13 protein-coding genes are annotated in these 14,741 nt (G+C 63.0%); 6 read left to right on the top strand and 7 right to left on the bottom strand.

Going from position 1 to position 14,741, the window contains the following annotated elements:
- Positions 1-457 precede the first annotated feature (457 nt).
- The 7 genes from LPA45_RS20320 to LPA45_RS20290 all read right to left on the bottom strand — a co-directional run bounded on the left by LPA45_RS20320 (position 458) and on the right by LPA45_RS20290 (position 8,517).
- Positions 458-796, bottom strand: a complete 339-nt coding sequence (locus LPA45_RS20320; protein ID WP_062799435.1) for a copper-binding protein — start codon at positions 794-796, stop codon at positions 458-460.
- The gene (locus LPA45_RS20315) at positions 793-3,966 is read right to left on the bottom strand and encodes an efflux RND transporter permease subunit (protein ID WP_062799432.1); all 3,174 of its coding nucleotides are present in this window, start codon (positions 3,964-3,966) and stop codon (positions 793-795) included. Before LPA45_RS20315 ends, LPA45_RS20320 begins: the two co-directional genes overlap by 4 nt.
- A complete protein-coding gene (locus LPA45_RS20310) occupies positions 3,963-5,540 on the bottom strand; it encodes an efflux RND transporter periplasmic adaptor subunit (RefSeq protein ID WP_062799430.1) in 1,578 nt (525 codons plus the stop codon). The genes LPA45_RS20315 and LPA45_RS20310 overlap by 4 nt, the downstream gene beginning before the upstream one ends.
- Entirely contained in the window at positions 5,537-6,844 is a 1,308-nt protein-coding gene (locus LPA45_RS20305; RefSeq protein WP_367395102.1) for a TolC family protein, read from the bottom strand. Before LPA45_RS20305 ends, LPA45_RS20310 begins: the two co-directional genes overlap by 4 nt.
- Before the next feature lie 72 nt (positions 6,845-6,916).
- On the bottom strand, positions 6,917-7,315 hold the full coding sequence (locus LPA45_RS20300) for a hypothetical protein (protein ID WP_062799425.1): 399 nt from the start codon (positions 7,313-7,315) through the stop codon (positions 6,917-6,919).
- Positions 7,316-7,475: 160 nt separating this feature from the next.
- Positions 7,476-7,697 carry a hypothetical protein gene (locus LPA45_RS20295; RefSeq protein WP_062799422.1) on the bottom strand — a complete coding sequence of 74 codons (222 nt, stop codon included), beginning with the start codon at positions 7,695-7,697 and terminating at the stop codon, positions 7,476-7,478.
- A gap of 601 nt (positions 7,698-8,298) precedes the next feature.
- Complete coding sequence (locus LPA45_RS20290; RefSeq protein WP_145987315.1) at positions 8,299-8,517, bottom strand: hypothetical protein; 219 nt, start codon at positions 8,515-8,517, stop codon at positions 8,299-8,301.
- A 986-nt stretch (positions 8,518-9,503) separates the two neighbouring features.
- Here LPA45_RS20290 and LPA45_RS20285 point away from each other — a divergent pair.
- From LPA45_RS20285 to LPA45_RS20260, 6 genes are all read left to right on the top strand, one after another.
- Positions 9,504-9,806, top strand: a complete 303-nt coding sequence (locus LPA45_RS20285; protein ID WP_116322061.1) for a hypothetical protein — start codon at positions 9,504-9,506, stop codon at positions 9,804-9,806.
- Between the two features lie 247 nt (positions 9,807-10,053).
- On the top strand, positions 10,054-10,452 hold the full coding sequence (locus LPA45_RS20280) for a hypothetical protein (protein WP_062799417.1): 399 nt from the start codon (positions 10,054-10,056) through the stop codon (positions 10,450-10,452).
- A gap of 290 nt (positions 10,453-10,742) precedes the next feature.
- A complete protein-coding gene (locus tag LPA45_RS20275; protein WP_231909555.1) occupies positions 10,743-11,510 on the top strand; it encodes a bifunctional 2-polyprenyl-6-hydroxyphenol methylase/3-demethylubiquinol 3-O-methyltransferase UbiG in 768 nt (255 codons plus the stop codon).
- A 347-nt stretch (positions 11,511-11,857) separates the two neighbouring features.
- A complete protein-coding gene (locus LPA45_RS20270; RefSeq protein WP_082819047.1) occupies positions 11,858-12,334 on the top strand; it encodes a CzcE family metal-binding protein in 477 nt (158 codons plus the stop codon).
- Positions 12,335-12,463: 129 nt separating this feature from the next.
- Positions 12,464-12,700, top strand: coding sequence for a hypothetical protein (locus LPA45_RS20265; protein WP_062799411.1), 237 nt, complete (start codon positions 12,464-12,466; stop codon positions 12,698-12,700).
- 216 nt (positions 12,701-12,916) lie between these two features.
- On the top strand, positions 12,917-14,740 hold the full coding sequence (locus LPA45_RS20260; protein WP_231909554.1) for a phosphoethanolamine transferase: 1,824 nt from the start codon (positions 12,917-12,919) through the stop codon (positions 14,738-14,740).
- Position 14,741: the final 1 nt, after the last annotated feature.

Here is a 14,741-nt window from a genome sequence, read left to right as displayed (position 1 = left end):
TGTTGCTAGTCTGGGCGGCAGCGTAGTGCGCCGAGCAAGGGCATGACCGCCCCGTCGATGCCGAGGCAGGCACGAACCGGTGCTGCATCGAATTCCGCTGCGAACGAACCGTTGTGGCCGCTATTTGCGACGTCTCGTCGATTTTCTGTTGCGCTTACGCGACGCCGCGCCGCGCGGATTGCGCATTCTCGAGGCAGGGCCATGTCGGCGTCTGACATACCAGGCAAACAGGCCGAGCATACAAAGGATGATTGCCAGTGAGCTCAGGACGACAACAAGGACATCGTGGGGCAGATCAAAAAGGGAGCGGGGCACGATAGGGGTTCGATTTGGATCTGGCCTGTCAGGGACTCTGCGCAATGCAACGCGAAACCAGGCGGCTTGATATTAGCAAGCCTGCCAGGAGCTAGGGCGCGCACGGCCTGCTTGGCAGCAAACCGTGCGCGCATGGCGTGAATTATTTGCGCTGCATGTCCACGACCGTGGGCGCGCCATCCACCTTGTCGAAGGTCACCGACACGGCTTCGCCTTCCTTGAACTGGCTAAGCGAGGCGCGATCCTTGACCGGAAACGCCATGGTCATTCCGGGCATGCCCAGGTTCTCGATGGGGCCGTGCTTGAGCGTAACCTTGCCGGCTTGCGCATCGATCTTCTTGATCTCTGCGGGCACCGGTCGAGGTGCCTGTGGTGAGGCGGCCGGGGCCTTCATGTCCATGCCGTCCATTGAACCCGCGGCGAATGCGACCGGCCCAGTAAGGATGGCCACGACGGCCGCGAGGGTTTTGAGGTATTTCATTGCGATTCCTCCTGAGGTGAGAGGTGGTGGGGGGAAAGGGAAGTCTGCTTGAGCTGGCGGCGGCGTAACAGCAGGTACACCGCCGGCACCACAAACATGGACAGCAGCGGCGCCGTCACCATGCCACCAACCATCGGGGCAGCGATGCGCTGCATTACTTCTGAGCCGGTGCCGTGCGACCACATGATCGGAAGCAGGCCGGCCAGAATCACCGCCACGGTCATCGCCTTCGGGCGCACACGCAGCACGGCGCCTTCCTGGATCGCATCGAGCAGGGCCGCGAGATTGCTTTGACCATCCTCAAGCCGTTCCTGCCAAGCGTGTTTCAGATAGAGCAGCATGATGACGCCAAATTCCGCAGCGACCCCGGCGAGTGCGATGAAGCCGACAATCCCGGCTACCGACAGGTTATAGCCCAGCAGATAGAGTAGCCAGAAGCCGCCGATCAAGGCGAGCGGTAGCGTCCCCATGATGAGCAGCGCCTCATCCAGCCGGCCGAACACCAGATAAAGCAAGACGAAGATGATCAACAGGGTGAACGGCACCACCACCTTCAGCTTGGCGGTAGCGCGCTCGAGATACTCGAACTGCCCTGACCAGCTCAGGGAGTATCCGCCTGGCATCGGGACGGCTTTGGCCACCGCCGCCTGCATGTCCAGCACGGCCGAGCGCAGGTCCCTGCCGCGAATGTCGACGTAGATCCATCCGGAGAGCCGCGCATTTTCACTGCGCAGCATTGGCGGTCCTTGCACGACCTGGATGCGCGCAACGTCGGCCAGGGTTATCTGCAGCCCCTTGTCGGTCACGATCGGCAGACTGCGCAGTTGCTCGATGGAGTCCCGATAGTCGCGCGGATACCGGACATTGATTGGATAGCGCGCGAGCCCGTCGACCACTTCACCGACGTTTTCGCCGCCGATGGCCGAGGAGACGATGGCCTGAACGTCTTCAATGTTCAGGCCATACCGGCCGGCAACCGCCCGGTCGATATCCACGTCGATGTACCGGCCGCCAGTGAGCCGTTCGGCCAGCGCGGAGGTGACTCCGGGGACCGTCTTGACGGCCTCCTCGATGCGAGTAGCCAAGCGATCGATTTCCTTCAGATCCGTACCGGCGACCTTGATCCCCACTGGGCTTTTTATGCCGGTGGCGAGCATGTCGATGCGGTTGCGGATCGGCGGCACCCAGATGTTAGACAGCCCTGGCACCCTGACGACCCGATCGAGTTCCTCCACCAGCTTGTCGGTGGTCATGCCGGCACGCCATTGGTCCTTGGGCTTGAACTGAATGGTGGTCTCGAACATCTCGATTGGCGCTGGATCAGTAGCGGTATCGGCGCGGCCCGCCTTGCCATACACCGTCGCGACCTCCGGCACGGTCTTGATGAGCCGATCGGTCTGTTGCAGGAGCTGGGAGGCCTTGCCTGCGGAGAGACCTGGCAACGCCGAGGGCATGTAGAGCAGATCGCCTTCATCCAGGGGCGGCATGAATTCGCCGCCGATGCGCATAATGGGCCACGCGGTGGCGACGAGCAGTACGGCGGCAATCGCCAGAGTGGTCTTCGGATAGGTGAGCACCTTGCCAAGCAGCGGCTGGTAGCCGCGAATCAGCCAGCGATTGAGCGGATTGGCCTGTTCCGACGGAATCTTGCCGCGGATCATGTAGCCCATCAGCACCGGTACTAAGGTGACGGACAATCCCGCAGCGGCCGCCATGGAATAGGTCTTGGTGAAGGCCAGCGGCGAAAAGAGACGGCCCTCCTGCGCCTCCAGCGTGAACACCGGGATGAACGACAGCGTGATGATTAACAGCGAAAAGAACAGGGCAGGCCCGACCTCGGCGGCAGATTCGCCAATGACGCGCCAGCGCTCCTGCGCGCTGAGTTCGCGTTGTGGGTTATCGGCATGCCAATGCTCAAGATGCTTGTGCGCGTTCTCGATCATCACCACCGCGGCATCGACCATCGCGCCAATGGCGATGGCAATGCCGCCCAGCGACATGATGTTGGCATTCACGCCCTGGTAGCGCATCACCAGGAAGGCGGCCAGCACGCCCAGCGGCAGCGAGACGATGGCCACCAGCGCCGAGCGCAGGTGAAACAGAAACACCAGGCAGACCAGCGCCACGACCGCAAATTCCTCGATCAGTTTGGTGGTGAGGTTGTCCACCGCCCGCTTGATCAGTGCCGACCGGTCGTACGTCGTGACGATCTCGACGCCCTTGGGTAGGCTCTTCTGTAAGGTGGCGAGCTTGGCCTTGACCGCTTCGATGGTTTCCAGGGCATTTTTGCCCGAGCGCAGCACGATGACGCCACCGGCCACTTCGCCCTGGCCATTCAGTTCGGCAATACCGCGCCGCATCTCGGGGCCGAGCTGCACGGTGGCAATGTCGCCCAGCCGTACCGGGATGCCCGCGTCGCGGGTGACCAGCGGAATCTGGCGAAAGTCGTCCAGCGTTTTCAGATAACCGGTCGCCCGGACCATGTATTCCGCTTCGCCCAACTCCAGCACCGAGCCGCCGGTTTCCTGGTTGGCGCCCTTGAGCGCTGCCAGCACCTTGGCTTGGGACAGGTTATAGGCGCGCAGCCGATCCGGCATCAGCACGATCTGGTACTGCTTGACCATGCCGCCGAGCGAGGCCACTTCGGCGACGTTAGGCAGGGACTTGAGCTCGAAGCGCAGGAACCAGTCCTGCAGTCCCCGTAGCTGGCTGAGGTCATGCTGGCCGGTCTTGTCGACCAAGGCATACTCGTAGATCCAGCCGACGCCGGTTGCATCGGGCCCGAGCGCGGGCTTGGCTGCCGCGGGCAATCGCGACTGCACTTGGTTCAGGTACTCGAGCACGCGTGAGCGCGCCCAGTACAGGTCAGTCCCGTCTTCGAACAGCACATAGACATAGGAGTCACCGAAGAACGAGTAGCCGCGCACGGTCTTCGCCCCGGGCACCGACAGCATGGTCGTGGTGAGCGGATAGGTCACCTGGTTTTCTACGATTTGCGGCGCCTGGCCAGGGAATGGCGTGCGGATGATCACTTGCACATCGGACAGGTCTGGCAAGGCGTCAAGCGGTGTACTTTGTACCGCCCAAAGTCCCCACGCGGTCACCATGACGGTGGCGAGCAGTACCAGGAAGCGATTGCGGATGGAGGCGAGAATGAGTCGGGCGATCATGGCTTGGCTCCCGCAGTGGTGTCGGCCGTCTCGACCGCCGACAGGGTCGCCACGCCGTCCTTATCCAGTCGGAAGCGGAACCTGACCTGATCCCCGGACTTGAATCCCTTGGGCATGCCGGCCGGCGGCGCGCCAAACTCCATCGCCATGGCGCCCCACTGCGCCGAGGGAATGGCGCCATGGGAGATCGTCATGCTCTGCTCGGTCACGGCCTCGATTCGCCCAACGCCTTGATGTTCCGGCCCGGGCGCCGCAGCGGCGCCAGGCGCCGACGCGCCGGCTGCAGAGGCGGCTGTGGGCGCGGTCATGCGCTGAGTAGTGCCGCGCAGGCTCGCCTCCGAGTCGATCAGGAACTGTCCTGATACGACCACCTTCTGACCCGCTTTGAGCCCTTCAATGACTTCGGTTTCACCGCCTGCCGCCGCGCCGGTCTTGACCTCCACGGGGCTGAAGCCGCCTTGGCCGGATGCGACCATGGCGATGGTGCGCGTGCCGGTGCGAATCAGCGCCTCGGTTGGCACGAGCACACGATCTGGCCCTGGGGCGGCGTCAAAGCGCACCGAGACAAACATGCCGGGCAATAGCTGACGGGCCTTGTTCTGCAATTCGATGCGCACCTTGACCGTGCGGGTGCCGGCGCTGATATCTGGCAAGATGGCGTCGACCTTGCCCGACAGCGGGTGGCCGGGCAAGGCTGCCGCGGTGGCCGACACTGTCTGGCCGGGCCGCAACGGGGCGGCCTGGCTCTCAGGCACCTCGGCGATGACCCAAACGGTTGCTAGGCTCGCAATGCGAAACAGAGTCGTTCCCGGCGAAACCGTCATGCCATCGCGCGCCCCGATTTCGGTGACGATGCCGTCGACCGAACTGGTGATCGCCAGCCGCGGCTGCAGTTTGCCGGTGGACTGGACCAACCGGATATGGCTCTCGGTCATACCCACCTGACGCATGCGCGCAATGGCGGCCTCACGCAGATCGCGCTGGAGGCTGCCGTCCATCCGGCTCACGGCCAGATATTCCTCCTGCGCGGCGACCCATTCCGGCGCATAGATTTGCGCCAACGCTTGACCTTTGCGGACCGGATCGAGGGTGGTCCGGGCATACGCGTGTTCCACGAACCCGCTGGTGCGCGCCTGGAGCACTTCGATGCCGCGTTCATTGATCGCGACATTGCCCGGGACCTGCAAAGCGGCCTCCAGCCGGCCGGTCTTGACCTCGGCCGTGCGAATGCCAAGGTTCTGTGTCACGCGGCTGTCAATCGTGACGGCCGCACCGCCGCTGGCTTCTTCGTATACCGGCGACAACGGCATGTCCATGTACGGTGACTTGCCCGGCTTGTCAAAGCGCTGTCCTGGCACCATCGGGTCATGCCAGTAGAGGATGCGCTTGCCAGTTTTCGGGTCGATATCGCCCGCCTTGAGCGCGGCACCGCTGGCGCCGCTCGTGTCCCTGCCAAAGCTCGCCGATGCGGGCGACTGCTGGCGCCCTTGCTGTTGACCGAGGAAATAGGCCGCTCCAACGCTTGCCACCACCATCAGGCCTGCCACCGTCCGTGCGATCGTGGTCTTGTTCATGGTTGAGCTCCTTGCAGTGACGTGGGCTGGGCTGCCGTGGGTAATGGCATCAGGAAAGCCAGATCCGCCCAGAGTCGGGCGGTAGCGGCTTCAAGCTTGAGGCGCTCGAGCGAAATATTGAGCGCCTTGCGACTGGCATCGGCGACGGCGGTCAGGGTGCCTGCGCCCGCGCGATAGGCGGTCAGGGCCGCTTCGGTCTGGGCCTTAGCCAGTGGCACGGTGGTGTTCCGATAGCGCTCGAGCCGCGACTGGCTGAGCGACAGCCCCGCCTGCTTGCCACGCAACTGTCCGATCAAGCCGCGGCGTATGACCTCGGCTTGCGCGCGCGCGGCGTCGGCCTGCGCCAGCTTTGCGGCGAGTTCCCGATCCTGGCGCTGCTTCTGGTCCCAGGGAAGCGGCAGTGAGACATTGAGAGAAACCATGTTGGAGTAAGCGGGGCCACGCTGGCTGTACATCAGTTCCACGCTCACATCCGGGATCTTGTTCTCCCGGGCGACGCGGCTTTCGGCCTCGGCGACGCCGACCTGGGCCTCGGCCGCCGCCACGTCTGGCAGTTGCGCCACGCCGTCGGCCTCCAGGGTGTTGAGCCAAGCCGGCGCCTCGAGCGCCGGGCGTTCGGTCAGCGGGCGCTCGGCCGCCTGGCCCACCCAGCGGCGCAGCATCGCACGGGCTGATGCCAGCGCCGCGCGAGCCTCGTCTTCGCGATCCTGCAGTTGCTGGAGTTCCAGTTCGGCGGCCACGATGTCGGCACGGGAGCCGCGGTTGCCGCGATAGGCGGCCTGCGCCGCGTCTACCATCAACTGGATGGAGTGCGCCTGTTCGGAGAGCACACTGTAGGCGCGCTCGGCATACCAGCGGTCCAGCCAGGCCGTCGCGGCGCCGCGCTGCACCGTGGCGAGCGCCGCCGTACGCTGGGCCTCCGCCGACGACGCCTCGGCTTCGAAGCGCTGGGCGCGAGCCTCACGCTTGGCCGATCTCGTGAACTCCTGCATCAGGCTGATCGAGCGCATCGTCATCGATTCCGTGCCGAGGGAAAACCGGTCGGGTCCGTTCGCCGGTACGTTATTGACACCGACTTTGAGCACCGGATCCGGCAATTGCCGGCCAGCGACCGCCATCTCGATGGCGGACTGGACCGCCGAGCGCGATGTTTCGGCGTCCGACGAGCCGGAAGACGCGAGGGCTACCGCTTCCTGCAAGGAGAGTGCGGCCGCCGGCTGCGCCCATCCGGGATGGGCAGCGGCGAACAGCGTAAGGGCCAGCGTCAGCCGGCACCCATACGCAAAGGGAGAACGCAAATGCATAAAGCCTCCGCAAAGCAACGACCACCCTGAACACCATGGTTCAGGGCACGATAGTAGGCGTTGCTGCGGAGGCTAGTTTCGGAAACAGCAGTGGAGGATGGGCAGCGGGCGAGGGGGCCCGCGTGGCACCGCGTCGGCGTAGGCGGCTCGCTGGCTGACGACTACCGGCACCAACGCCGGCTCAACCAGATTGACGAGCACGGGCTGGAACGCTGGAATCTGCGGGCTGGGGTGGTCGGCCGATTTGGAGCCAAGCTGGCAGTGCTCCAGGCACAAGCCGTCATGGGCAGCCGGCGCTTCGGCCTTCTGCGTCATGTCGGGACAGGACTCGGTCATACCGGCCATGTCCGTCATACCGTCCATCGAATACCGGCTGCCCGCGCAGGCGTAGGCCGCCGCTGCCAGCTGAACTGTCAGGAAGGTACTCAGCAGGAAGGCGGCAAGGCAAAGCCGGCGAAAGCGGATACGCACGTGGGAAACTCGGTTTGAGCCAAATGGTAGCAGCGTTTGGCCGCTTTCGGCACTTTGCCCTCGCGGCCGTTTGCCGCAGATCAAATGCGACCCACTTGTGGCATCGCCCAATCGAGGCGCTCCGATGCGCCACGCCAACGCAGCGCATCGGAGAAGCCGGTTACTTGGGCTGACCCATCATTTCGCGGCACTTTTGCATCATGGCGGCATGGTCACGCCTCATCGCGGTGTGGTCCTCTGCCTGCTGCGCCTTCAATTGTTGCGCCTCAGCCCGCTTGGCGTTGCGAGCCTTTTCGATCACATACCAGTCCGGACCTGCGACTGCTGACAGCGAGAGCCCAAGGGCGACGGCGCCCCCTAGCGCGTGAAAAAAGAATTTCATGATGTTCCTCGTTCTGGGTATGCAGCGCGCCGCTTAAACTCACCAGCGAGCGGCAGGCGACACTGCAAATGTCGAAATCAGACAGGAGCACGTTGGTGCGATGGCACCAAGCGCGGCACCCTGCCGTGCGGGACCGCCCTACAGACAGAACCGTTTGGGCGGGCGCTCGAGGCGAGGCGGAACGACGGAGCGATATGCGAACTCCGGATGCGCGACCAACACGCTGGTCCATGCATCCGTGGGGGCGGCGGTGGCCAACGGCGTGCCCGCGAGGATTGCACAAGCGGAAATCGTGCAGGGAAGACGAGACGGGCCGCTGACATGTCGGTCACCGGCGCAACCGAATTGACTGACGCAGTCATGGGGACTGCCGGCCTCGACACTGGCTTGCGCCGCTTGAGCAGGTCCGTGTGCTGGCATTTGAGCGATGCCAGCGATACAGCAGCTGTCCAACGGTCCGGCCTGAGCTCGTAGAGGCAAAGCCAGCGCCAGGGTCAGGAGCACGACGAGACGCCAAAGGCGATTCATAGGCTTACGCATTGAACCTCTCCGAGCCGACGTGCGGTAGCGCCGTCGCGGGAACCATATTGAGTATAGAACTTCATCTTGCGCGCGGCACGGTTGAGTCCGACAGCGCGTTGCCTGCAGGGCAGGTCGACGCGAACGACAGGTAGACCTCGTCGAGCATGCGATGGTTGTCGCCGGCCAATTGTTCCAGGGCAGCCAGCAGGTGCTCGGCCACGCTGTACTGCTGCTGTGCGCAGGCCAGACGGAACGCAGCGAACACGTCATCAAATAACGTTGGCGTTGCAGTCGTCATGCTTTCCCCGCTGGATGCGTGGTACGGCCAAGGCGTGATCGCCGCGATGCCGTCCTCATTTGCACTATGGACCTTCCCACGGGGGTAAGGTCAAGCAGTGCGCAGGCTGGCGTCGCGCTTCGATTGAAAACGACCGGTAAGCGCCACCCATCCGCAGCCGCTAGGCGTCGGGTGTAGAGAACGAACTCGCCGCGAATTGCCCCGCCATACGCGGGGCATGCGTTTCAAAACCGTCGATGCATACACGGTCCACTTCCGGCACTGAGGCGTAACACGCAGTCACGCCACGGATCCGAGTCTTTCTGATAGCCGAGCTTTTCGCAAGCGGGGCCCTCAACGCGTAATGAGGTCTCCATATCGCGCTCGGCGTGCGCGGTACGTTCTGCGACGGTCGCGCACCCGGCCAACATGACGGTAATGAGTAATAAGACACGCATGATTTCTCCTTTGCCCTAGATGACGAGAGTCCGTTGCGGTGGTTCAGGGCGCGACACGACCGGGAAGCCAGCGAAGCGGTGTGCAAACGGCAATGCCGTTATCGTGAATCTAGGTTCTGATTGCTTTTGCACCAAGATCTGCCTTTGCAGAAGGGCCCCGCAGCGTGCCATCTTTCAGCGACCTTACTTCACATTGCTATGCAATGACCCAACCATTACATGCTGGGCATCCATGTTCGGTTGGGCTTTCGTCCTAGTGATGTTCATCGGCAGGGGATTGCGACATTCACGACCCGCCAATATTACGCGACCATTACGTGCAGGAATTTTTTCTGTGTTGTCTTGGCCGGCGGGAATGGCAGCAAGCGTTCCCGTTTGGAAATTGCCGCCATCATTACCCAACCATTACGCGGCACTCATCGAGTTCGACTCGCGCGTCATTGCTGGGGTAATACCGTTACAACCGCTCACATTTGTAGGGAAACGCGAACACTGCCGGCAATGCAGAAGTCGTATGCTCCCACCCTCTACGCACGCAAAGGAGAAAACATGAAAAAGCTTCCCATCCTAGTCGGCACCGCGCTGGTCATCGGGTTCAGTTACGCCAATGCGCAGACGCATGGCTACACGCAAGATGGCTATGGTCGGGCCGGCCTCTACCCGTCACGGCCGGCGCCTGCCGCTGTGCACGTCGTGCCCGCGGTTGCGGTGGTACATGATGCCCAGCCCTCGTACGGGCATGGCACTGCGCTGCGCGAGTCGCATCGCCAGCCGCGCCACGGCATCGAACATGGGCGACGTGAGCCTGAGCGCCGCCGGCACAATGCCCCTCACGGTTCACGCGACCACTGACGCACTCGCCTGTTATTGATTGCCCGCTGGCGTGCCGACACCGGCCGGAGCGGGGGACTCCCGCATGATACGGATGCTTTCATCAGAGGCATCGCTTCTAGGCTTCCTTCGTTACCGTGACGCCGGCGTCCGTTGGAAAAAGTCAGGGGAAGCGCCGCGTCTGTCATGTCCACGTCATTCTACTGACAGGCGGCTCGTATAGACTCTCGACTCAATTGATGCTTGATGCCGCCGGATGAGAAGGCTGTTGCGCCACCTATCGCTTTGGCTCGTTGTATTGGCATTGCCGATTCAGAACGTTGGCGCAGCGGCTACTCTTTCGTGCGGCGAGCTGACCGAGTTGCGGCAGGGCGCCGGTCTCTTCGCCATCGTTGCCACCATCGACGTCGCTGACGAGGCGAGCGCCGACCAGGCCGACGCACACTGCGATCCGAGGTCGCATCACTGTCCGGCAAGCAAAGAGCGCGGCAAGGGGCGCGGTTGTCATGCGTGTTCTGCCTGCTCGGCCGCCTCGACACTTGCCATCTTTGCCTTCTCGGGGACCCAAGCATTGTCCATGAACAGCATGCTACCGGCGTCTCTGCAGTGGATATTTGCCAGCACAACGCCTGAAACGCTGCTGCGCCCGCCTTCCCATCATCTCTGACGCCGCCCAAGCAACTCCTGGGCTGGCTACCTCCACCTTCCTAGATCTCGTCCTTCGGCCTGACCGAAGACGAAACAAGCCTGCCTGCGCTCGTCCCTGTGCGAGAGCAAGGTAGGGCAATTATGGTGCGGCGTGCGATTGTCGCCTGGCGGTCGCCCGCGCACATATTGGAGACAGCGATGCGCATCTGTAATCAATGTAAGGCCCCGCTCAAAATTGACGTGTGGGCGTGCACCGCGTGCGGTTGGCAGCCCCGTGTTCTGGCCGGCGTGCTCTGCCTGGCACCCGCCATGATGGTCGACCATGATGGCTTTCACGAACCGCTCTTTGTCGAGTACGAGAAGCTCGAAGCGACGCACTTCTGGTTCGTCTATCGCCGCAAACTGATCCTGGACGCGCTGCAGCGCTACTTTCCGGCCTTGCGCTCGTTCATGGACGTCGGTTGCGGGACCGCGGAGAACCTGCGCGCGATCCAGGCCCGCTTCCCGCGTGCACGCTTGGTCGGCGGCGAGGCATCGTTGCGCGCCCTGATGCAGGGACAGCGCAAATGCAAAGCTCAGTTGTTGCAAATGGATGCCCGTGCCATTCCCTTTGCCCAAGCCTTCGATGTCCTGGGGGCGTTTGACGTCATCGAACACGTCGACGACGACGCCCAAGTATTGGCGGAGATGTACCGGGCCTGCAGGAATGATGGGGGAATCGTATTGACAGTGCCCCAGCATCCGTCGCTGTGGAGCCATATGGACGATGCGGCCAAGCATAAGCGGCGCTATACGCGCCAAGAACTGGTGAAGAAAGTGGAGGCGGCCGGGTTCGAAATCGTGGACGTCACCTCCTTCATGACGCTGCTGCTGCCTGCGATGGCCATCTCCCGGGTGTGGCAGCGCGCCAAGCCGCCCGGCGATGCCATGGACGACGGGTTTCGCATTGGGGCGGCCATGAACGGCATGCTCGGGGGTGTTTGCACCCTCGAGCACAACCTAATACGGGCCGGTTTGCGTTTCCCGGCAGGCGGCTCGCTGCTGCTGGTGGCCAGGAAGAAGGGCTGGACTTTGTAGAGGACGCAGTCACGCGTGGGCCCATCGCGGCGTTTAACGTCAATGACGAGGACGCCGCGGGCCGCGTCTCAAGCGTTCGCCAGGCTCGTCTGTGGCGCAAGAGCGGACGCGTCGGCTTGGGTTCTTCCGAAATGCCTTGGCTCGCGCGGCCGTCAGGGCAGCGTCGCAGGCGCGGCCCTCGCGCCTGACAATCCAGGTCGTTAGCCTCGCCGACGTACCCATTTCTGCGGCGCAGATGGATGCGGGAAAGCTTACGGGGATGTAATTCGCGAGTAACGTCCGCGTGAGTGCCGGTTGCCTACCATGACACTTAAGAGGTTACGCCTCGAAACGTTATGGAGCGCATCATGAACACCAAGAAGACCGCTTTGACCGCATTGGCGCTGGCGGCCGTTTCCGTCCTATCCAGTTCACCGGCGTGGAGTGCGGACCAGACCAGAACCAATGCGGGCGACAACTGGGCGGAGCACGTGCGGCGGCAAGCCGCCGACCAAACCAGCTCATCGGCATCGCTCACAGTGCCCAGCGCAATGGCTACGGCGCAGGCTGCTACCCCATTGGGGCCGCAGGCGACGCTCTTCGGTAGCCTGGCGCCGGCGAACACGGCCGCACGCGCGGTGACGCTCGCTCCCGGCCTGAAGTCTGTCAATGTGGCCTCCGGCGACACCGTTACCTTCCGCAGCGGCGCGCAGGAGGCCACCTGGACGTTCGCCGAATTTGTTCAAGGAAAATCCGTGGATCTTGGCGTCCTGTTCCCGGCAATGCCCAACGCCCAAGGCGTGCGCGTCTATATCGAGCGCAGCAAGCTCTTTACCGGTGGCTAAGAATGGCCGGTTTGCCAGGAGTGACAACATGACACATTTGTAATTTTGTCGTCAGGCCCTGGTGGGGTACATCTTTCTACACTGCAAATGCAGGCTCACTGAGCCACTATCGAAACAAGGAGAAATAGAATGCGTACATTGAAGAAGACTGCCTTGGTGGCATTGACCGTGGCAACCCTTGGTGGCGTCGCGGGCATCGCGAACGCTGGCGTCAATTCGCCGCGCGATACCTTTACCGATGGAGCGCATGCCATGGGCACGCGCGATCCGTTCACCGATGGCAGTCACGCCATGGGCACGCGGGACCCGTTCACCGACGGTAGCCACGCCGTAGGCCCTCGCGACACGTTCAGCGACGGCGCCTAAATCTCGGCAACGCGCCGACTCGTCGGGGCGATGGGCCGCTCGGTGGGCCGGTGCGTTGACGCGGGGCGGGTATCGGGGAAACTGTCCCGATACCCGTTATCGTGCTTGCGCACGCGCCGAGATTCAGCCTTGCCGATGCGCCGGCTCGGGTCGGACCAGGCCTGATCCAGGCAGACGGCATAGGCTGCAGCGGTCGGACCGCACCCAGCCCAGCGAGTGATCATCGCGCCTTCGGCGCGATTCTTTTTGTCCACCACTGGCTCAACACAGCGTTGCGTACTGCAACGCCTGCGGCTGGTAATGTCCCGCCTTTCGCGCCATGCGCCAATGATGGAACCGAATCTAAACCGGTCGCGCCGTGACCCGGCTTCGCCCGGCACACCACCGAGCGGGGCGCGCGCAAATTGGGTGGGTCGCGCCTGGCGTCTGGAGGTCGGCGTCGAGACCTTGCTACTCGGCTTCTGCCTATACTTTGTTCTCGTCCTGAACGGTCCGTTCTGGCGGGCGCTATTTGCCGAACGGACGTTGAGCGGGCTCCGTGATCTGGGCTACGGCGTGGCAGTGGGCACCGCGCTGGTCACGGCGCATTTTGTGCTGCTGGCGCCGTTCATAAACCGCTGGACGGCCAAACCGTTGCTGACAATTTTGGTCGTAGTGGCCGCCGGTGCCAGCTATTTCATGGGTCAATACGGCATCTACCTTGACCCCAGCATGGCCCGCAATGTGCTGCGCACCGACGTGGCGGAAGCTCGCGAGTTGCTAACGCTGCGTATGATGGGCAGCATCGCGCTCTTGGCACTACCACCATTGTTGTTGTTGCCCTGGGTGACGCTGCGCCAGCGCGCACTGACACGAAGCGTCGGCCTGCGCCTGGTCGCGATTTTGGTGGCGATTGTTGCCGGCGTGGGGACGCTGTCCTTGGTGTTTAAGGACTTCGCAGCCCAGATGCGCAATCATAAAGAGATCCGCTATCTGCTCGCGCCGGTCAATGTGGTGTACGCCTTCACCGGGGCGCTGGCACGCGATGCCAGTACCGCGAACCGGCCGCGCCAGCCGGTTGGCACCGACGCCCGGCTCGGCGCTAGCTGGAGCGAGCACAACAAGCCCCTGCTCTTCGTCGTGGTCGTGGGAGAAACCGCACGAGCGGCGGACTGGGGGCTCAGTGGCAGGTCGCCCCATGACACGACGCCGAAGCTGGCGCAGCGCGCTGTGATCAATTTCGCTCAAGTCACCAGTTGCGGCACCAATACCGAGGTCTCGTTGCCCTGTATGTTCTCGCCCCAGGGACGGCGCAATTACGACGAAGATGCCATCAAGGCCAGCGAGTCTTTGCTACACGTCATCGGACGAGCGGGAATGAAGGTGGGGTGGGCAGACAATCAATCAGGATGCAAAGGCGTCTGCGCAGGCCTGCCCACGTGGCAGCCGGATCCTCAGGCTATGTCGGCATTATGCGATCGCGACCGCTGCCTGGATGAAGTGTTGTTAGCCGGGGCGGAAGCTTTGCGGCACCAGCTACCTGGCAGCTTGGTCGTGGTCCTGCACCAACTTGGCAATCATGGTCCCGCGTACTACCGGCGGTATCCGGCCCAATTCGCGCAGTTCGGTCCGACTTGCGACACCGATGATCTCTCGCGCTGTACCCCAGAGCAAATTCGCAACGCGTACGACAATGCATTGCTGTACACCGATCATGTGCTCGCACGCACCATCGACTGGCTCGAACAACTCGAGGCGCGCTATGACACGGCCATGATCTATGTATCAGACCATGGCGAGTCGTTGGGAGAGCGCGGACTGTTCTTGCATGGCATGCCTTACGCGATTGCTCCGCGGGAGCAGACCGAGGTACCGATGGTGATGTGGTTCTCAGACTCATTCGCCCAGCGCATGCGGCTCGATGTCTCCTGCCTGCGCGCGCGGGCGCACGAACCGGCCACACATGACCACCTATTCTCCACAGTCCTGGGCCTGCTGGATATCCGTACCCAGACCCAGGATGCCACCATGGATTTGTCGGCACGCTGCCGCAACGGATAAT

This window comes from Cupriavidus sp. Agwp_2 (genome assembly GCF_040784895.1).
GTDB lineage: Bacteria > Pseudomonadota > Gammaproteobacteria > Burkholderiales > Burkholderiaceae > Cupriavidus.
Note: the sequence above shows the minus strand (reverse complement) of the source record. Positions and strands in the feature narration are given on the sequence as shown.